Here is a 20,135-nt window from a genome sequence, read left to right on the forward strand (position 1 = left end):
CTCCGTCAGGCCGGCTCAAGAAAAACGCGGCGGCTGTGGCGGTTAAAGTCGATGCGTCGAAGACGCTGAGCAGCAGTGTAAATTCTGAATGGCGGGTGCGGCAAGCACGCGTACTTTACAGCGCAATGCTATGCTACTTGCACCATAACAGTGGGAGAATAACCATGGACATCGGGTTGCCGGTATTGGGCATCGGATTGATGATGATGGGAATTCACTGGTCGATGAAACGAGGCCTCCGTGAAGAGCGAGAACGGCGCATTGCCGGCATACAGTGTGCCGCCACGGCACATGCCCCTGGGCTGCATTGCCCGCACTGCGGGCACAAAATCGATGATGCAGATTTCAAGCATCAGCCCACGTCATTTGTACCGCCATCGCGGCGAGATTCGCCCTATTTCCGGCGCGGTCGCAGAGCGACCTGAGTACTCCGTCGATGTAGCTATCGCAGCGGGTACCCGCGAGACCTCTGGACGATTCTTGGGGAGACGTCTCCGGCGTGTGAGCGCGGCTTGACCCGTCGCTCTGTAGCGTTTCTCCGGAAAGGCTCCTGATCCGCACTCTGACCCAAGAGTCTGGAAGCTGTTCCCACAGTCTTCTACTCCCAAGAATGCTCGCGAGCGCGCGAGTTTGCTGCCTCCATTCCGACTCCGGAATCTGCGTCATTGCACATCGCGCCTTACTGAACGAGAGCGGCGGGTTATCTCCTTCCGCAGACGATCTTTAGTGACCACAGCGATATTCCACGCTACCCTCTAGCGCCCGCTCCATTCCCATGATTTAATAACTTTTACAGGTATTGCCGTGCGACATGCACCGTTCGCTCACGTCACGAGCATCGACAACCACACCCTCTGTTTCAGGGGGTTTGGGGGAGTTTTCCCCTAATTTTTTGCAATACGCTTGTCAGCCCATGCTGGCATTCTCACTTCTGCAATCATAGGTCGAAGCGCGAAAGCCGAGCCAGCCCGGAACCGCTCGACGCTTCACGGCTACATTTGACGCGTCGACAAATAAGTGTTCCGCGAGATGCTCGGAAACATTCATTGCTTGACTCAAGGTTCCAAGCGAACCTTGCCAAACAGAGAAGGTTCGCGGCTTCGCCGACAGCCAATGTTAGCTGTTCGCAATCCTTCGCTTCGATACCAACTATAGCCACGCTGTTGAACTGGCTTTTCTCAACGCGATTCGGCGTTGAGATCAGCAAGCCATCTAACTTGACTGCACGGCATCAATATCCGGCCGACTCTTTAAACTATTCAAGTTAAATTCCTTTAGCCGCCTCCCATACGCCGCGCACAACGCTGCCTATGGCTCCAGCCTGGTTACCGCGCCAAGCACGGCGGCCAATGCGAAACTCTGATGCAGGGTCACGCATTCATCACATATGGCCCGCCTCGCGCCAGTTCATGCTGCGTGAGGAATAGTCAACCGACCTCCTGTCCGTTAGTAGCTAAAGCTAACGGAACCCGCGAGCGTCTCAAACGCCGACTTCGGCACTCAACAAGCTCAAAAGGCAGGTGTCTTATGGCACCTGGAAGCAACGCGTTTTCGCGCCTGTCGCTCACTCAGCAGCGATAGCGTCCTTTCCGGGCATCCATCCCCCCATGACTTGCAAACCGAAGGGCTCTATCCGTAACGGATCCCCAAGCTCAACGCCTCACCCGCCCTTCCACCTCTTATCACGAACACCTCCAACGCACGCGCCCGGCCCCTTCGCGACCCCAGTCCGCCGGCACGTTATTGACGACATCGCATGACGATGAAGATAAGTCACGAACTGATCGTGACCGGGGCCCGTTCGCGCATCCCGCACACGCGAACGTAAGTTTTCTTGCGGACCTACAAGGAGGCTAAAGCGATGGGCATGATGTCACAAGCAATACACAGTGCAGCAGTCAGTAGCAAAAAGGCAGGCGGAAGCTATGGGACGCAGCAGAACAGACGTTTTGATACGACCGGTCTTCTGCGCTTCGCGAGGCAAGTCGGGGAACTACACGCTTCAATTGGCCAACTGCCAACATGGGTAATTCATGCCTACGCCCAGTACTGCATGGCGCAGGGAAAGGCTGCCGGCACTCTGGCAAACATTTTTTCGGCAATCCGGGTAACGTCCGGGACCGCGGGACGCGATATCGACGAAGCGTGCGGCAACAGGAGACTCCGTTTGACACGAAGGGTGCGCAAAGGCACAAAGCGCGCTCAAACCGCCAGCGAAATTCAGGAGCTACTAGCGAGAGCGAGGCGCACAGACATTGGACTGATGCACCTGATCTCGCTTGCGCTGCACCTTGGCCTACGACGTAAAGAGGCATTGATGTGCCCACGCGATCTGCAGATGTGGCTTGACGCGCTCATGCGTGGCGAGAGCAGCATTCCGCTCATGAGAGGCGCGAAAAACGCGAGACCAAGAGACGTGCGAATAGTCCAGAGCAAACGAGAGGATACGATCGCGTCAATCAGGTCAGCCTTGACCTATTGTCAAGAGCACGATTTCGAGCTGATCACTGGTAGCGGAAAAACGCTCAAGTCCTCGATGAACCGACTAAAAGCGCTACTTCGTCGCGCAGGGATGGTCGGCCAGGTAAGTTTCCACTCTCTCCGCTATACGTATGCGCTAGAGGCCGCTTCCGAAATGCTGGACTCCGGCATCGCACCATATGAGGTACTGGTCCAACTCAGCGAATCGATGGGCCACGGACCGACTCGCACCCAGATGATTCTCGAACACTATTGCCAGCCTATCAAAATCAGGTTCGAAGGTCATATTTCCCTTCCCCAGGACGAAGCTCACAGACGGCGCCCTGCAAATAAGCTCCCCCGCGCTACTGCACGCCAGGAGGCCAAGCTTCGACACAGCGCCCTTAGCGGTTATCCCGTTGGCCGATCGAATCTCGGGTCCACACCGCATGATTCACGTCCGAAGAGCTGAGAACGGCTCGAATTCTAGCTAGCGCATCCAACCAAGACCATGGAGTTTCAATATGCAGGAATCCGCACTTAAAAATCAGGCAATGCATTGCATCGACAGAATTGGATGCAATAGCACCATGAGCACTATCATGCTGGACGCGTGGCTGTCGCTCGAGCGATTTCTCGCCCAGTGCGGCAAACTTCCCCCTCGACTCGAAGATATTGACGCAGCGGCATTGGCCAGCTTCGTGGAGCGGCAATCGTCGGAATGCATAAACGTCGAACTATTGTTGATGAACCTAGTTGGGATCAGGATGATCTTGCTGGAATCAGGTTGCGCCATAGAACAGCTCGCGCCATTGAGTGTGCGCGTAAAGCGACAACGACTCGCCAACGATAAGAACGGCAATTACCGCTTCGTGAAGACACTCGCCGCGGCGGTGCGATGACTCGTGGCAACCCGCCATCTATCGCCTCGATCAATCGTTAAAGTGTCGCAAGGGGGGCCGCAGGCCTTCTTGTGGCCGCATATTGGCGAGCTCTGCACCAAATCAACGTCAGGAAGCAGGGACCAAGCATGTCGACTCGACGCTTCGCCGGCCAGCGCCCGGATATTTCCGGAAAGCCACAACACGCAGGAACCGAAACGACTACCACCACCAACCGGCTTTCAATAAGGTCGGGGCAGCATAGTCCAATGGCTCTACGACATTTTCCTGAGCCACTTATGTGCATCCCGCGCGGATATATGATCTCACTCCACGATGCCCTTTTGGAACGTGACACTTAGTGGGCATCTGGCCACGCTCGATGCGATGGTCAAGCGCGATGCCAGTTTTGTTGTGAATCTTGGGACGGGCAACGGGTATAGCGTTATCAATCTCGTGAAGGCGTTCGAGAAGGCTTTTGGGCGGCCTGTGTCCCATGAAATTTTGGCTCGTCGGCCGAGCGACGTGGCTTCGTGTTTTGCCGACCCGGCGGTGGTTTAGAACCTGATCGGCTGGCAGGCGGAGTTTGGAATCGAGCGGATGAGCGCGGATCACTTGCGCTAGCAATCGGCGAATCCGCAGGGGTTCAAGGGCTAATTTTTGCGTCGGGCCGCAGCGCTGTCTGTTTGCCTATGGCAAACAGACAGCCATGCACCGGGCAGGCGATCAGATCAAGAAGCCGCAAGCGCAACAGACGCGCCAGCCAACCTGGCGGCGCCCGCCGCATACCCCTGCGGTTTCGCCAGAGCATCAGTAACCCTGAATACCGCCACGGCATCCCTCAAAACGGCAGCCTGCTCCTCAAGCGACTTAGCCGCTGCAGCAGCTTCTTCAACAAGCGCAGCATTGTGCTGCGTGACCTCGTCGATCTGGGTGATCGCTTTGTTCACTTGCTCAATCCCGTCGCTTTGCTCCAGCGCTGCTGCCTCGATCTCTCCCATGATGCCTGTCACGCGTTCGACCGATTGCATCGCCTCATTCATCGTCCGGCCCGCCTCCGCCACCAGCGATGCGCCTTGCTCCACCTGAGCCGCCGAGTCGCCGATTAATGCCTTGATCTCCTTGGCCGCCGATCCGGAACGCTGGGCGAGGCTGCGTACTTCCGAGGCCACCACTGCGAACCCGCGCCCCTGCTCGCCGGCCCGCGCCGCTTCCACCGCCGCGTTCAAAGCCAGAATGTTGGTCTGAAAGGCGATCCCCTCGATCATGCCGATGATCTCGGCCACCTTGCGCGATGACTCGGTGATGCCGTCCATCGTTTGGGTGACGCGTGACACCACGGTGCCGCCGCGCGTCACCGTATCCAGCGCGCCATGAGCGAGCCGATTCGCCTGCTTCGCGTTGTCCGCGTTCTGCTTCACCGTCGCCGAGAGCTGCTCCATGCTCGCCGCGGTTTGCTGAAGTGCCGCCGCCTGCTGCTCGGTGCGCGACGACAAATCCGCATTGCCCGATGCGATCTCGTTTGCGCCTTGCGTAATCGCTGCCGTGCTGCCACGCACCTTCGCCACCGTCTCCACGAGGCCGTCGCGCATCTTCGTCAGCGCGCACAATAACTGGCCCATTTCGTTGCGCGACCTGCTTTTGATTGCGATCGTCAGATCGCCCGCGGCGATGCGTTCAAAGTGTTTGATGGTCGCATTGACCGGCTTGATCACCGCCGCCGACAAGCCGACCCGCGCCATCACACCGATCACGATGGAAATCGCGCCGATCCCCGCGAACAGTAGCGTCGCAAGCTGGAAACGCTGCGCCGCCGTGTCGGCCTGCTTGCGCTGGCTGTCCGTCTGCAAGCGCTGCAGCGCGTCGATGGACTTCGAATAGGTCGCGTAAAAGGCGTTCGCCGTTTCGCCCTGGATGTTGCGGAAGGTATTGAAGTCGAAGTCAGTCAGCGCCTTGAATTCAGGCTCGATCGCCTTATCGACGAGCGCGCTGCGCGCCTGCTCGACGTTCTGCGCAAGCTTCTTCTCGTCCTCGCTTGCGAACGGGCCGGCCATGTAGTTGGCGAAGTCCTTGTTCGACTCGACCAGCACCTTGTGCGCGGCCGGCAACAGGTCGTCGGTCTGCTTGCCGACGCTGAAGAGCGTCTGATAGGAGCCAAGCGCGAGCTGCACCTGCAGCAGCTTCTCGGAGCTCGCCTTCAGGTGCGACAGCGCCACGGCGCTGTGCTGCGTTTCGTCGAGGCTGCTATTTGCGAGCTTGAGCGCGCCATAACCGACGCCGATCACGGTCAGCAGGAAAACGACGAATACGCTGATCACTAGCGTCAGGCCGCCACGAATGGTGATGTTGTTAAGCATTGGGTCTCCGGAACGTCTCATTGATCGGCGGCGAACCCCGTGATGCGTCGGCGATCGTCTTTTTCGCCGGCAACTTACACTTCACCGCATCCATGTTAACGACCCTCCGGAGACCTCGTTAAATAGGTGGAATCCATGACAGGCAAGACTTTGCGGACGATTAAAGCTTCACTATCTGGGATTTTCCGCGTGTTCGGCGCAAACGCTGCTTTTCAGGACGCCATGCGTTTCGTTTGTATAATTCGGCGTCTTCGCTCAGGCCCACTTTCATGCTTAGTTTTGCGCTCGGCTTCCTCGTTTCACTGCTGATCACGCTGTTGATCGTGCGCTATGCGCATTTGCATGAAAAATTCTCGACCGATACCGATCTGGCCGGCGTGCAGAAATTCCATGTGCGCCCGGTGCCGCGCATCGGCGGGGCCGGAATTCTGATCGGGCTGATCGTCTCCGCCGTGCAGTTGCATCATGCGTATCCCGCCGTGTCAGGCGGCATCCTGGGGCTGATCGCGTGCGGCATGCCGGCGTTCGGTTCGGGATTGGTCGAGGATCTGACCAAGCGCGTCTCGCCGCTCGCGCGGCTCGTCTGCACAATGGCGGCCGCCGCCCTCGCCTACTTCCTGCTGAATATCGCCGTGACGCGCATCAGCGTGCCGCCGCTCGACTTTCTGCTCTCGTATGCGGTGATCTCCTGTGCGGTCACCGTGCTGGCCGTCGCGGCGCTCGCCAACGCGATCAATATCATCGACGGCTTCAATGGCCTCGCGTCGATGGTCGCGTTCATGATGTTCGCTTCGCTCGCTTATGTGGCCTTCCAGGTGTCCGATCCGATCGTGCTGTCGGCGTCGTTCATGATGATGGGCGCGGTGCTCGGCTTCTTCATCTGGAATTTTCCGGCGGGGCTGATTTTTCTTGGGGACGGTGGCGCGTATTTCATCGGCTTCATGCTCGCCGAGCTGTCGATCATGCTGGTGATGCGCAATCGCGATGTGTCGGCGTGGTATCCGGTGCTGCTTTTTATGTACCCGATCTTCGAGACCTGCTTCTCGATCTACCGGAAGAAGTTCATTCGTGGGATGTCGCCTGGGATTCCCGACGGCGTGCATCTGCATATGCTGGTTTATAAGCGGTTGATGCGCTGGGCGGTGGGGGCTAGAACGGCGCGGGAGTTGACGCGGCGGAATTCGTTGACTTCACCGTATCTTTGGCTGCTGTGTCTGATTGCAGTCGTGCCGGCGACGTTGTTCTGGCGGCATACGCTGCATCTGTTTTGCTTTGTGGTGGTGTTTGCGGCGACTTATGTATGGCTGTATATGAGTATCGTGCGGTTTAAGTCGCCGAGGTGGATGGTGGTTAGGAAGGGGAAGCGGTGAGCGCGGCTCACCCCTCCCCATATCAGCAGCGTTAGGGCCGGCTCAGCATTGTCTGCGCGCGCGGGCCTCCTGTACGCGTCGCCGGTGCTCAGCGAGGGCGTCGGAGCGCGTGTCTGCATGTCGCAGGATCAGGTCGGTGATCGTGCGAATCGGCAGACGCCCTGTCCCGGTGCGCGCAAACTGTTGCTGGCATACCCTCAGGTGCCGGTAAAGTTCGCTAAGCTCGAGCAGCGCCGCTGGAAGCGTGGGAGACAACGCTACCGCTTCATGGAAAAGGGACCAAACCCTTCGAGGGCCCACAGCCTTGGCGGAAGAAGATTGCGCAGAAACCGCAGCTTCGCCGCGCTCTGCTTTATTGGCGAGGTGCGTACGAACCGCTGCCCGAAAACCAGCGTAAGCATGACCGCATCGTCGGTCTGACCGTGCGAGACCACACCAGTCCAATGCTTCGTTTCAACCACGAAGAACAATCCTCGATATTGTCGGCCACATCTTCGGATGCCCGCCGCTGCGTGGACCAGCGATTGATGACTACCGGCAAATGCTTGCGGCCCAAGTTCCACATGTTTGCAGAGCGTATCCGCCTCTCAAACCCACCGATATCTCCGCCGCCCGGCGACATTGAGTTTCGGCGGCACAGAATCAATCCGGAGTACGCCAATCATAAGTCCAGCAAACCCCAGTTTGGACAAGCCGGCCGAATTCCCTCCGGCATTCATGTTGCAGCCGGTCGCAGGCAATCGCGTACCGGTAGCCGTGGAGAAAAATATCTGCTTGTCTTCCTCGTGTTGAGTCCGTGATTGAGTCGATGCGACAGGCACTGACCGGCGTTCGACGGCGCGTCGCGCGAACTGCCATTTGAATGCGCTGTCTATCGGACTACGCACGCCAAGGGGCAGGAAACAGGTTGACGATGGCCAGGCGCCACCCAAAGACAGTCACAGGCGATGCCGTAGCACCCGACGCTACCGGCCACAAGCGCGAACGACGGTCGCCAAAGCTGCATAGGAGGAAACGGAGAGAAAGGACGACCGAGAGCGGACGCTGAGCCGAGCGGAGCCAGCTTGGGAACCCCACCTGATGCTGTCCGGCAAAAATGGGCCCGTGTGAGTGAGCGGCTCTACGACAGGTCGATCAAAAGAATACGGGCTGTTATGGCAATTCGAGGTCGATTTGTCGTGCAAGCAGAGCACAATGTGCCCCCAATGAGGTCAAGGGCAAGTCCGTGCGAAAGGTACGCATGCTATGCTAAATGTGCCCAAACAGCGGGGACTAGCATGGAACTCACATGGCCGTTACTTGGATTCAATGCAATACTGATAGGGATAGGTTGGTCGATGAACCGCAGTGCACGCGAGCGGAAAGAGCAGCGCATCCGGCGACGATCATCGGGCATCGTTTCTCCCCGGTCAGAAGTGCAGAAAGCCGCTGCCTTGCAATCCGGAGAGCTCCACTGCCCGCATTGCGGTCACATCATCGGCGACCAGGATTTCGCACGACAGCACGCGTGGCGGGCCTATGGGACGGCACGCGAATCACCGCTTTTTCGTCGGTCGAACATCTCACCTGATTAGACTGGCAGGCGCGAAAACCGGGTAATACGGCACTTGAAGCCGCGCGGGAGGGCTAACGTCGAAACCGCAGCGCGGTGGGTGATTTCCACGCGAGAACTATTCGAGGGGGCCTCGCTGCGCTGCTGTGCGTGAATCGCGGCGGGCACGCGGTCACGCGGCGTGCGTTGAGTCCCCGCAGGGGGTCGCCCACTCCCGGTGACCAGGGCCGGGTTCGAGGAAGTCTGCGTTGATTGGACGCAGCCATCCATCGTCATTTTGAGCGCTATCGTCCGCCCCCACACGCAGCGCGTCTTCGGCAGTTGGGAAGACACAGCTATTTCTGCAGGTATGGCTGCAACAGTCCGGAACGGGAACCGAACGGATGACTGTACGCGATCAAGCACCGCATAGGAAGGCGAGAACATCTTGCCCGCCACACCGATGACCTGACGACGATTTAACCGGTTCAGACAGCTAACCCGGAAAGCTCCGGCAAATCGGGCACCTTTGCGGCGCGAGACCCGTGTGCGCATCGTTGGTAGAAAGCTTCCGCCGGGCCTTGCCCCTTGGTCTCGGGGACATCGGGCCGTCCATAAGACACACCAGGGCGCGCTGGACCCAGGCGCGACGAGCGACCACGAGCGGCGTGATAGCGAACTCACGGCGCGGCTTTTCCGGGCACACTTTTCTCCAGTTCCTGCAAACGCCCCGTGCCGCTTTCTTACCTTGCGCGTAACAAAACGACCGTTTCGCGCGCAGTTCCGCTGGATAATTACCGAGGGGGTAAAACGGTGTCTGAACCGGTTCAGACACGTGCTGTCCGCGTAGCCGCCCTAACCCATTGAATAAAAAGCAGAACGCCGGACGAAGCAACGATGTTTGCACGTGCAACTCATACGCCGCGGAGTCTTCGACGCAGAAAAAAGCGAAAGCTCGCGTATGCCCGGCGAGCATGCGCACTCGCAGATTTCGACCGCCGTTCACACCAACGCAGCGGATCAATTATCGATCTCGCTGGCGAGCCACGCGATCCCAAAAAAACCTAAGCCCCAACCTGGGCGCGCTGTCGATCCGTAGTCGTCGCCACGGCCATTGCTGACGTACTCGATGATATCCGCGCTTCTGCCTTCACATACGGGACAAGCGCATCCGTGATGCTTGCATCTCGCACCGGCGTGAACTGTTCGGTCGGCTCGGACTTGCCGACGCCGCGCGATCCTCGTGTCGGCCAACTGATTGCAGCAAGCCAGTGCCGGCTGACGGGCAAGTGTCCCCGACTTACGAGAAAAGGCTACGGGATATGGTCTCCATTTCAGGCGTAACGTCGCCCGAGCCGCTGCTACGATAGCCGATGCCGACACACAGACAGGTCAAAACCGAAATCTCCACTTAGATAGGACTTAAGGCCTCAGCATGACCGAAAAATTGCCCGCAAGCGCCCATAACCCTGCGTACATTTTTATCCCGACCCAGGCAACCCTCGGTTATCCGAACCGCTTCAAGAAACTGCGCGCTGTAATGCAACGTCGTCGGAAATTCCTTGAATTATCGCAAAAACTACATAGCATACTCGTTCCCCTATCGGGCGAGCGCTACGCCATCTACGAAGAGTTGACTGTCTTGACGATTGACGGATTCGCAGGCCGGACGATCACGGCTGACTGCGTCGTCTTGACTACCTTTGGAGTATTTATTGTCCGAGATGTACCGTGCTCGGGACGGGTACGTCGGGGTAGCGATGCAAACACAGTGCGCATCGAGACGGCAACCGGCGAATCAGAGATTTACGCATGTCCAGTCGCGGACTCTGCACCCGCAGTTCACTTCCTCAGCGCGCTGCTTGCCGACTTTCGATGTCCGATTGAAACCATCGCCATCATCGACGACGAACTTTGCGACCTCGGATTCGGCGTCTCAACATCAATGCTCAAGCTAAGCGAGCTCCATCACTTCTTTCGCGTGAGACGTGAGCGCGCCTGGACTGGGAATCAGTCCTTCGACATCCACGCAATCGGTGAGCGCCTGCGGATTGGCTGCCGACTAGTCACGGGCTCCCGTCCAGAACCTGTGGAGGCGGACGATTGAGAGGAAGGGACTATCTCAGCGTTTCAAGCGACCACCAGCAAGGGAACTTTCGCTTTAGTGAGGCATGACATTGTTGTTCCGACCGCCCCGATCGCGCTGCGTAGGGAGAGAGGCACGAAATCAGACAGCTTTCTCGTGCGCGAGCTTTAAGCGCCTGACAACCATAGATTTCTCGGGCTCTGCTGCACCGGGCGGGTCAAACGATCCGGCTCACCGCCTTAAGCCCAAACGCTTCCTAAGATTGCGGAGCTTTTGACGGCGGGTTCGAGCTGAATCGCCGCTGGAGGATTTCACTTCGCGCCGTTCCATGTTGCGAGTCATGACTAGAACCACTCAGTACTCTCAACGCTCATACGTGCCGCTCGCCGACTGCTTCGGTCAATTCTCGTGCTGTTGTCATGCTGAGCCGCCTCGTCATAAGTCTGTGCCGCCACCAGTCTGACAGGTAGCAAAATACTTGACTCAAGGAGCCTAGCCCGGCAACAAAAGACCTGAGTCAATGCGCCGCCAAGACGATTGGTGCTGCACAGCTTTCCGAACAGCCGGGAGACTTGCTGGGCGCACTACGTCCGCGGTTTTCGTGGAGAGCGGGTGCGGCTGGGAACCGCATCGATCATCTCCGACAGATTCAAGGTCGAGATCTGCAAGATCTGCGATGATCTTGCCCCGCGTGATTGCCGAAGTTGCGAATCAGACACCGGACGGGATTGCCGGATGTCACTGGTTACATACGCGGCACTTATGCGGACACGCCGCCGGTTTTGACGATGCTGCGCCCACAAGCATTGTCCGCAACGCGGTGAGACGTCGCTGCTGAGCAGGCACGAGATGAAACTGCTCACCGATGCCTGCGATGCGAGCGAGCCAATATGATGGGCCGAAGTATTCCGAAGCATCGCCCACGCGACTGTTGATCAAGTAACAGACCACCGTTTCGAGATGCGCTATTTCCGCGTCAGCGAGCGCCGCGGGCCGCTTCAATCGATGTTGTTCATGCGCAATCGTTGCTTTCGGCTTCATCGGAGGACGCCCTCCGACTGGCTCGAAGCCGGATTAAGCAACGCACAGCCAGACGCACCACGAGCTCGAATGAAAACCCGGCCAGGCGGTAAAGCTGCGACGCGCCCAGAATTGCGGATGTTGTGACGAACGCCATCGGGAGGGTTGTCGCGAACGCCCTTATGACCGCCTCTGCGTTCCGCGTAACCTTCGCTCACGCCGGGACCGCGGCAATACAGTGTTTTGGAGTGCATGGCTCAATGAAATCGCTTTCGGTGATTTCATCTTGCCGAGATCAATGAGAAGTCAAGACAGCTCGGTCGTTCGACCGTCGCACGGAATATAAAGAACTGCAATTTGGCATCGAGCCCGGAAAACCGTAGCCCGGTCGAGCGCGCAACCGCAGTAAGCAACGAATCACGACGTCGCCACCTGTCGGGTGTTCAGGGCCGTGCCCCCCAACACGCGTCCCGACCGGCTGAGAAAATGCTGGCGGCAGTGAGTCTTGTCCCAGCGGTCAGTTTGACGGCGAGGCGCGCCGTATGCCGCAGAAAGTGCGTGAGCGCTGCTGCGGCCATCGTGGAGGGGAATGGACGGGCGTTGACCTACGCCGCAAAGGCTTGAGCAATCACGGCAGCGGAGTCGTCCGCACGAGTTCCTCCAGCAGACGCATGAGCGACTGTCCGGCGTAGCGGCATCGCTCATGCGTACCGAACTGTCGATCATGCTGGTCGTACACAATCGCGACGTATCCGCGTGACATCCGGTGCTGCTCTTCGTATGTCCGATCGTCGAGACGTGCTTCTCGATCGACTGGAAGAAGTTTATTTGCCAGATGTCGCCGGGGATTCCTGACAGCGTCATCTGCATATGCTGGTTGTATGCGGCTGATGCGCTGGGCAGTGGGCACGCGGACTGCACGTGAATGACCCGGCGGAACTCGCTGACGTCAGCCTATTTCTGATTGCTGTGTCTGATTGCGGTTGTGCCGGCGACGTTGTTCTGGCGACATACGCTGCAATTGTTTTGTGCTTGTGTTCGCGGTTGCGCATGTCTGGCCGTATGGGAGCATTGTGCGGTTCAGGTCGCCTAAGTGGATGATGGCGGGGAAGGAGAAGCGGCGAGCGCGGTTTATCCCTCCCCATATCCGCAGCGTTAGGTCCGGCTCAGCCTTGTCCGCGCGCGCGGGCCTCCTCTATGCGTCTCCGGTGCTCAGTGAGGGCTTCCGGACGCGTGTCTGCATGTTGCAGGATCACGTCGGCGATCGTGCGAATGGGCAGGCGCCCCGTCCCGGTGCGCGCAAACTGCTGCTGGCGTACCCTCAGGTGCCGGTAAAGTTCGCCACGCTCGAGCAGCGCCGCTGGAAGCGTGGGAGCTACCATTGCCGCCTCATGCGAAAAGACACCTAGCCCTTCGACGATCCACAGGCGAGGTGGGAGTAAGTCGCGCAGAAACCGCACCTTTGCCGCGTTCTGCCGGATTGGCGACGTGCGCAGGAGCCGCTGACCATCAACCGTCGTTAGCGTCAGCGTCTCATCGCTTTGGCCATGTGTCACGACACCGGTCCAATGCTTCGTTTCGATCACGAAAATTCCGAAGGGCGTGATCGCCAGATGATCTATTTCAGCGGTCGGAAACGTGCTCCCCGGCGCGTGAATCAGAATAAGACCGTCCAGTACTAACCAGTCGTCGCCGCACAAGCGCGCGAGGTGCCACCGCAATTCGGCTGACACCTGCCTCTCGCCCTCCTCCCCCCGCTCACGGGAAGAGGTCGCCCGCCCTTTCGAAGGGTCGTCATCGGGCAAACGTTTATCGTTGAGGCTTAGATACGCGCAGAACAACGCGGCCGTCAGCCCGAAGACTGTCTGAATTAGCATGCTGGTTTCTCCTTTATTGACGTAGGTGAAACCAGCGTATCGAGTGCCAGGAGAAGTCAAGCGTCAGGTCAGGATCGTGAGCCCCGGAACAAGCTGTTCTTGTGGACGACCTTCTCTGAGAGCCTCACATACGGAATGCGTGGTTGTCCCCAGCGCGCGGGCCGCCTTGCGCAGGTTGCCTCGGTGCTCCATGATGGCCTCCATGGCCTTATCACGCGTGAGCACTGGAATGTCCGGTCGTGAATAGGCAGCCGCATGCGAGCGTCGGAGATATTCATTCTGGACACTCGATGCACCTGTGACAAGAGGCGTATTGAGCAGGGCAATGAGCACGCGCTTTCTGATCCATAATAAAAACTGGCGCCAATGCTCGAGTCTCTCGGCCACCTCCTGAGATGTCAGCTGCTGCACGGACCAAAGACTGATGAGAAACCGCAAATGCTTGCTAGAGAAGTTTCGCGGCGTTTGTAACGCATATCCGCCGGCGCGCAGCACCTCGAATCCCGCCAATACCTCTGCCACCCGCCGACATTGTGTTTCCGCCGGCACCGGATCCCTGGCACCAGTGCGCCGATCATACGTCGAGGTGACCCGACCTCGGGCGAGCCTGCGGAATTCCCGCCTGAATTCAAGTGGCAGACTGCTGCAGGCAATCACGTACCGGTAGTCGTAGAGAGCGTACATGTGTGTTTTCCTTGTATCGAAACCGTGACTTGGTCGATGCGGCATGGGCACCGAGCGGCGTTCAGCGGCGCGAGCGAGCGCGCTGCCGTTTTGAGTGCGCCGTTTATCGGGCCGCGCGCGCCACGGACAAGGAAATGTGCAGACGATGGCTAGCAGCCATCGGGACGCAGTCAAACGTGGAGTTGGGGCAGCCGACGCTACACGTCACCGCGATGGGGACGATCGCCAAAACTGCGCAAGGGAAACAAAGAAAAACGATAGCCCCAAAAAAACAGCCGCCAGAGCTCACTGCGTCGGGGAGCCGCGTACAGTCTCCAAACATGAAAATGGAGGCGTAGCGACAACGGCCCTGCCGACAGGCTGGGTCGAAAAATTACGGACTGCTATGGTAATCTGAGGTCGATGCGTCGGGGACGTAGGCATAAATATACTCTGACGCCATTGAAACTGGCAAGCCTGCGGCTCACGGTGAGCATGCTATGCTGAGATGGGAGATTAGCGTGGATACCACATGGCCGTTATTTGGACTCAATGCAATATTTCTAGGAATAGCTTGGTCGATGAAACGTGGTGCGCGCGAGCGAAGGGAGCAGCTGATTGCGCGACGTCCACCGGTCGTCTCTTCGCCCCAAAGAGAGCTGCCACCGCACGCCATCGCTTCCCATGCGGGAGAACTGCACTGCCCCCATTGTGGCCATACCATCGACGACCGGGATTTCGCACGGCAGCACGCGCCAATGGCCTACTGGCCAGCACGCGAATCGCCGTACTTCTGACGGCCATCTATCTGAGCGCAAGGCACTTAGAGACGCATAAAGCGGGCGATATTTCCCTTGGCGCAGCGCGGAGAGGATGACTTCGCGGGGATTTCAGGGGTCGACAACTTTCAGTTGAACGTCTTCGGATGCAGCCCCATGCTTTCTTACGTCGAGCGTTGCGGCGACCTATTCCCGCGTTGTGTGCCGCGCTGGGACAACGCGGCTGTCACCGACTGACGACGAACGGCGCAAAGGTCGCTGAGACCGGTGATGGTCCGACGACGGGGCCGCTCTCGCTCCCGGTTCGCATTAACCTGCGTCCGCCGACACGCCAATCGTCCAAGGAAAGGGCACCAGGAAATGACCATTAACGCGATCGCTGGCTTGCTGGACGGTGTGCAAGCGCAGGGCGCCACATATTGCCGGCTCAACGTCGCCGGAAGACCCCAAGCTTGCTGAGGGCAACCTCTGCTCGCCGGCAAAACGACGCCCCCTTTTGCTATCGCTGCAGGTATGTTCTAATCATCATATTAACGTTCGCTCACGTCACGAGCATCGACCATGACACTCCTTTTTGTGGGGGGCTGGGGGCTTTTTCGCCCAATTTTTTTACATGCTTGGCTCGGCGTCACAGAAAGCAAGGCATTTCCGAAATTCGCGTCAGTAGCAGTGACGTGAACGAAACCTGCGCGGCTCAATGAGGGCCCAAGCCTGTCCAAGGCCCTGAAGTTCCCGACGCGTCACTCCCGTAGTGATGCCTCTCTCACTGTTTTCAGACAGGACCCGCAGTCGGTGTCGCGTCTCAGCCAGTCACTGACCGGGCGATAACTGATCGCCCTCCAAGCAAAATTCCAACGAAACGAATTTTTTAACGCGTCAGGGACTTGCTCTTTGACGCCCCTCCCGCCCCACACACGGGCGATTTTCGACCGCGCGACGAAGCCGTCAACGTATTTCCGACGGCGACGATACATCTTCGTCGTGCGATACACATCGCGGCATCCATCAAAGCAAACCTTGCGTTTCATTCATCCTCAGATGTCGATGATGGCCGCAAGCGCTCCAATCGCGATTCCTGTTCCCGTAACGGGTGCAGGAGAAGTGTCTTTGCCAGACACCAGCCGCTCACCGCTCCAGCAGTAACGCAGCTTCTGCTCGCGAGCTTCCCTTTCCCATCCAGAACCTGAATTCCCCGAGGGCTTATCCGTAACTGGATCCCACAGCTCAACGCACTACCCGGCCCTCTCCCGACTTCAATTGCTTACGTACGCGCTGTGCCCGCCCCGGCCCAGCCCGTCACTGCAGACCTCCGACGTATTCCGGATCTGTCACGAGCTCTTCGTGACTGGGGCCGTGTTCGCCTTTCCCCCGTGGGCGAACATAAGTTGACATCGGGGTAACAGCTGGGAGTTAGCCAATGAGCATGATGTCCAAAGCCATACACAATTCCGCAGTAAGCAGCAAAAAGGCAGGCGGCAGCTTTGCAACACAACAGAACAGGCGGCTCGACACAACGGGCCTTTTGCGCTTTGCCAGGCAGGTGGGCGAGCTGCGTGCATCACTCAGTGAAATTCCGACATGGGTGATTCATGCCTATGCCCAATACTGCATGGCACAGGGCAAAGCTGCGGGCACGCTCGCGAATATATTTTCGGCTGTCCGCGTCACATCGCACCATGCCGGCCGGAACATCCACGACGCGTGCAACAACAAGGAACTTCGACTGGCCCGACGAATACGGAAAGGAACAAAACGGGCCATGAATCCGTCGGAAATTGATCAGTTGATGAAGAGAGCGAAGGGAATAGACCAAGGGCTAGCGCACATGATATCGCTCGCAGCGCATCTCGGACTTCGACGCAAGGAGGCACTGATGTGCGGGCGCGATCTCGAGATGTGGCTCGACGCACTCGTGCGCGGCGAATCCTCGCTTCCGCTTATGCGTGGCTCGAAAAACGCAAGGCCCAGGCAGGTGCGGATCATTCAGAGCGCGCGGGCGCAGACGCTCGAAGCGGTCCGTTCCGCGCTCGCTTACGCTCGTGAGCACAATCTCGAACTGATTACGGGCTACGGCAAGACGCTCAAATCTGCAAAGAATCGACTCACTGGACTGCTGCGCCGGGCGGGTATGGTTGGGCCAATCAGCTTTCATTCGCTTCGCTACACCTATGCACTCAGGAGTGCACTCGAAATGCTGGAGGCAGGAATAGCCCCCTATGAGGTTCTTGTGGAACTCAGCGAATCGCTCGGACACGGCCCTACACGCATTCAGATGATTCTCGGACACTACTGCCAGCCGATCAGGGACAGGTTTGACGGGCATATATCGCTGCACGATGTCGAAGCCGGTCGTCGCCGCCCACCAAGCAAACTACCGCGCGCGACAGCGCGTCTACTGGCAAAACGTCGACATGGCGAGTTAAGTGGCTATCCTATTGGCAGATCCATTGCGGAACACGACCTGGCGTCGGCAGGCGACGCGCGAATCGAAGAGCATCCGTTCAAACCTTGAGGCACCTCTATGTCCGATTCTTCACTTCTGGAGCAAGTCAAGCGTTGCGCCGACAAAATCGGATGCAACGACATGATGCACGCCATCATGGCCAAAGTCTGGCTCGAATTTGAGCAGTCTATCGCCCCTTTTTCGTCGCATGCACTTCGGCTGCAGGAACTGGATCCAGAATTGCTTGCCGGCTTTATCGAAGTGCGCTCGAAGCGATGCGTTGATGTCGAGTTACTTCTGCTGGAAATCACCTGCATGAGGATGGTCCTGCTGGAATCGGGTTTCCTCCACAACCAGCTAAGTGGACTTAGCGTTCGCATCAAGCGGGAACGGCTTGCCAATGACGAGAACGGCAAATATCGATTCGCAAAAAGGCTTTGTGTCTGACGATGACCATCAAGTTTGGGAAGCCGATGACCTAGCCGGCTCCGTTGACAATGTGGCCGGAAGCGAGTGGGAGAGCCAAGGCATGGTTTCCCGAAACTTCCACCGTGTGTCGCATGCAAATCGGACAACGCTTATGCATGGGCGACGCGCTGTGATGCCATAGGCGCGCCGCCGGCGCAAAGCTAATGTGCTGGGGCCGGAGGTGAACCGTGCCTGATGTTCTGGCGACCTAGTGTCTCATTGCGATGCAGAATGCGCTTACGCGCTGACGTCGCGTGGGTCACTCCGCCCAGCGGCGACGAGCTGGATGGAGATGACCGGAGCCATAGCGGGACTTTGTCACATGACGTGAAACGCGCGATTCGTAATAACTAGGAATCCTAACGCGACTGCGCGAACCGAATAACTTACGGCGAATTGCCGATGTCCGCCGTGGAACTACCGCACGTTTTGCTACGGATATCGTCTTAGCGCTTCATCGCGCCCGACGCGCCGCAGACGCTCCTGGAGAGCTTGAGGCGTCACCAGGTTACCTATGAAGGAGCCAGTAAGCTTACATTTCGCCCCTATTTGCAGCTCTTGCCCCAATCCGCACATTGCAACTGCAAATATTTCCCGATTCTCTCCGAATCGAGATATGGGTAATGACTGTCGCGAAATCGATTCAACCGGGTGCGCATAAAATGGCGGAGCTCAGAAGCTTGCAGAATTGTTTCCGGCAATGTGGGATCAAGCGCGCAGTGCGATGCTGCGAATACCGCAATGCATTCAACAGGGCAGCCGTATTCGGCAAGTAAGCCGCGCAAGTGTCGGAGCGCGGGCTTCGCCCTGCGTAATGGAGACGTCTGCACTGAGACAACACCTGGCTTTTCATGTAAAAGGAGTTCGTCCTCGTTTGTCGAACGCCTCACGGTCCCAGTCCAATCGTATCGATCAATAACGAATGCTCCGAACTCAGCCACAGCAAGGCAGTCTATCCAAGTCATCGGGTTGCGTGTGCCCGGTGCATGCTCAATTACGACGCCACAGCGTACAACCACCACACGTCCGGACATTGCTTGCAGTACCGCTGCGACGTTTTTTGCCAATGGAAGGGACAAGCGGCGCTGACGCCCTATCCACCCATCGCGGCCGCCGATCGGTCCCGTGAGATCCGAAGCCAGTTCCTGTGGACAGGCGATACTACGCGGTGCATCTGTACCCGCATGAGAAAACAGCACCTCATTCTGTTTCATTTGCATTTCCTTTCGTTGATTGCAGAGGGCAAACTTCCAATATCAATTAGTACACTTAATGATATTAATGACCATTGATGAGATTTAAGTAGCGATATCTTCGATGACTACAAATCGGCGCTCGAGAGAAGCTTCTCTCGCGACAGCCGTGGTCACTCCGCCCGGGCCGACAAGCGTTGCAACGCCTTCTAGCGCACCAGTCTCGAGTCCGACCATCGGGTTGCGAATTCCGATGGCTGAGGGCCAAGACTGTCGGTTGACTGACGTAGGCAGACGTAAGGTCACATCGCAGAGCAGTGTCTCGATGACTTGAGCATGACACGTTCAACAAGAAGTCAAGGCAACGCCTTTATTCATTCTCCTCGACTACGGTGGCGCGTATTTCATCGGTTTCATGCTTGCCGAGTTGTCGATCATGCTGGTGATGCGCAATCGCGATGTGTCGGCGTAGTATCCGGTGCTGCTTTTTATGTATCCGATCTTCGAGACGTGCTTTTCGATCTACCGGAAGAAGTTCATCCGCGGGATGTCGCCTGGGATTCCCGACGGCGTGCATCTGCATATGCTGGTTTATAAGCGGCTGATGCGCTGGGCGGTGGGGGCTAGAACGGCGCGGGAGTTGACGCGGCGGAACTCGCTCACGTCGCCGTACCTGTGGTTGCTATGTCTGATCGCAGTTGTGCCGGCGACGTTGTTCTGGCGGCATACGTTGCATCTGTTTTGCTTTGTGGTGGTGTTTGCGGCGACTTATGTGTGGCTGTATATGAGTATCGTGCGGTTTAAGTCGCCGAGGTGGATGGTGGTGAGGAAGGGGTCACGTCACCGTTAACTCATTGTCCACAACCGCCGTACCGGGTCGAAGGTTGTCCAGCGCGAGGTCGCTGTTAGTATCTATAGTTTCGGATTTGACCAATAATCATGGTGATGAGCACTGCCGTTAGCACCGACTGCCGGGATACGCGTCGGGCCGGTTGGAGTGCTTCTAG

General features: G+C 57.9%; 11 protein-coding genes and 3 pseudogenes. 9 read left to right on the plus strand and 5 right to left on the minus strand.

The window, feature by feature from the left end; genetic code table 11:
• The first annotated feature begins 2,053 nt into the window (after positions 1-2,053).
• From P3T25_RS16715 to P3T25_RS16725, 3 genes and pseudogenes are all read left to right on the plus strand, one after another.
• Positions 2,054-2,932: an integrase domain-containing protein gene (locus P3T25_RS16715; RefSeq protein WP_266260049.1), complete on the plus strand. Its 879-nt coding sequence runs from the start codon at positions 2,054-2,056 to the stop codon at positions 2,930-2,932.
• Positions 2,933-2,984: 52 nt separating this feature from the next.
• Complete coding sequence (locus P3T25_RS16720) at positions 2,985-3,362, plus strand: hypothetical protein (protein WP_171926798.1); 378 nt, start codon at positions 2,985-2,987, stop codon at positions 3,360-3,362.
• A 342-nt stretch (positions 3,363-3,704) separates the two neighbouring features.
• Positions 3,705-3,965 (plus strand): annotated as a pseudogene (locus P3T25_RS16725) (UDP-glucose 4-epimerase); the annotation flags it as partial.
• Between the two features lie 107 nt (positions 3,966-4,072).
• Here P3T25_RS16725 and P3T25_RS16730 read toward each other — a convergent pair.
• Entirely contained in the window at positions 4,073-5,698 is a 1,626-nt protein-coding gene (locus P3T25_RS16730) for a methyl-accepting chemotaxis protein (protein ID WP_429358413.1), read from the minus strand.
• A 269-nt stretch (positions 5,699-5,967) separates the two neighbouring features.
• Here P3T25_RS16730 and P3T25_RS16735 point away from each other — a divergent pair, with 269 nt between their 5' ends.
• Entirely contained in the window at positions 5,968-7,068 is a 1,101-nt protein-coding gene (locus P3T25_RS16735) for an MraY family glycosyltransferase (RefSeq protein WP_169489015.1), read from the plus strand.
• 257 nt (positions 7,069-7,325) lie between these two features.
• Here the strand turns inward: P3T25_RS16735 and P3T25_RS16740 are convergent, their stop codons facing one another.
• A complete protein-coding gene (locus P3T25_RS16740) occupies positions 7,326-7,631 on the minus strand; it encodes a nuclease-related domain-containing protein (RefSeq protein ID WP_429358414.1) in 306 nt (101 codons plus the stop codon).
• A 2,403-nt stretch (positions 7,632-10,034) separates the two neighbouring features.
• On the opposite strand from P3T25_RS16740, the gene P3T25_RS16745 reads away from it, so the two are divergent.
• Both P3T25_RS16745 and P3T25_RS16750 read left to right on the plus strand, forming a co-directional pair.
• Complete coding sequence (locus P3T25_RS16745; RefSeq protein ID WP_429358415.1) at positions 10,035-10,706, plus strand: hypothetical protein; 672 nt, start codon at positions 10,035-10,037, stop codon at positions 10,704-10,706.
• Between the two features lie 1,702 nt (positions 10,707-12,408).
• Positions 12,409-12,826, plus strand: a pseudogene (locus P3T25_RS16750) (glycosyl transferase); the annotation flags it as partial.
• Positions 12,827-12,871: 45 nt separating this feature from the next.
• Here the strand turns inward: P3T25_RS16750 and P3T25_RS16755 are convergent.
• Both P3T25_RS16755 and P3T25_RS16760 read right to left on the minus strand, forming a co-directional pair.
• Positions 12,872-13,582 carry a nuclease-related domain-containing protein gene (locus tag P3T25_RS16755; RefSeq protein ID WP_429358499.1) on the minus strand — a complete coding sequence of 237 codons (711 nt, stop codon included), beginning with the start codon at positions 13,580-13,582 and terminating at the stop codon, positions 12,872-12,874.
• 63 nt (positions 13,583-13,645) lie between these two features.
• On the minus strand, positions 13,646-14,266 hold the full coding sequence (locus P3T25_RS16760) for a hypothetical protein (RefSeq protein WP_429358416.1): 621 nt from the start codon (positions 14,264-14,266) through the stop codon (positions 13,646-13,648).
• Positions 14,267-16,441: 2,175 nt separating this feature from the next.
• Here P3T25_RS16760 and P3T25_RS16765 point away from each other — a divergent pair.
• Both P3T25_RS16765 and P3T25_RS16770 read left to right on the plus strand, forming a co-directional pair.
• Positions 16,442-17,536, plus strand: a complete 1,095-nt coding sequence (locus tag P3T25_RS16765; protein ID WP_171926805.1) for an integrase domain-containing protein — start codon at positions 16,442-16,444, stop codon at positions 17,534-17,536.
• A gap of 9 nt (positions 17,537-17,545) precedes the next feature.
• The gene (locus P3T25_RS16770; protein ID WP_429358417.1) at positions 17,546-17,914 is read left to right on the plus strand and encodes a hypothetical protein; all 369 of its coding nucleotides are present in this window, start codon (positions 17,546-17,548) and stop codon (positions 17,912-17,914) included.
• Between the two features lie 566 nt (positions 17,915-18,480).
• Here P3T25_RS16770 and P3T25_RS16775 read toward each other — a convergent pair.
• Positions 18,481-19,149, minus strand: coding sequence for a nuclease-related domain-containing protein (locus P3T25_RS16775; RefSeq protein WP_171926807.1), 669 nt, complete (start codon positions 19,147-19,149; stop codon positions 18,481-18,483).
• 355 nt (positions 19,150-19,504) lie between these two features.
• On the opposite strand from P3T25_RS16775, the pseudogene P3T25_RS16780 reads away from it, so the two are divergent.
• Positions 19,505-19,978: pseudogene (locus P3T25_RS16780) on the plus strand (glycosyl transferase); the annotation flags it as partial.
• Positions 19,979-20,135: the final 157 nt, after the last annotated feature.

This window comes from Paraburkholderia sp. GAS32, assembly GCF_050434225.1.
GTDB lineage: Bacteria > Pseudomonadota > Gammaproteobacteria > Burkholderiales > Burkholderiaceae > Paraburkholderia > Paraburkholderia madseniana.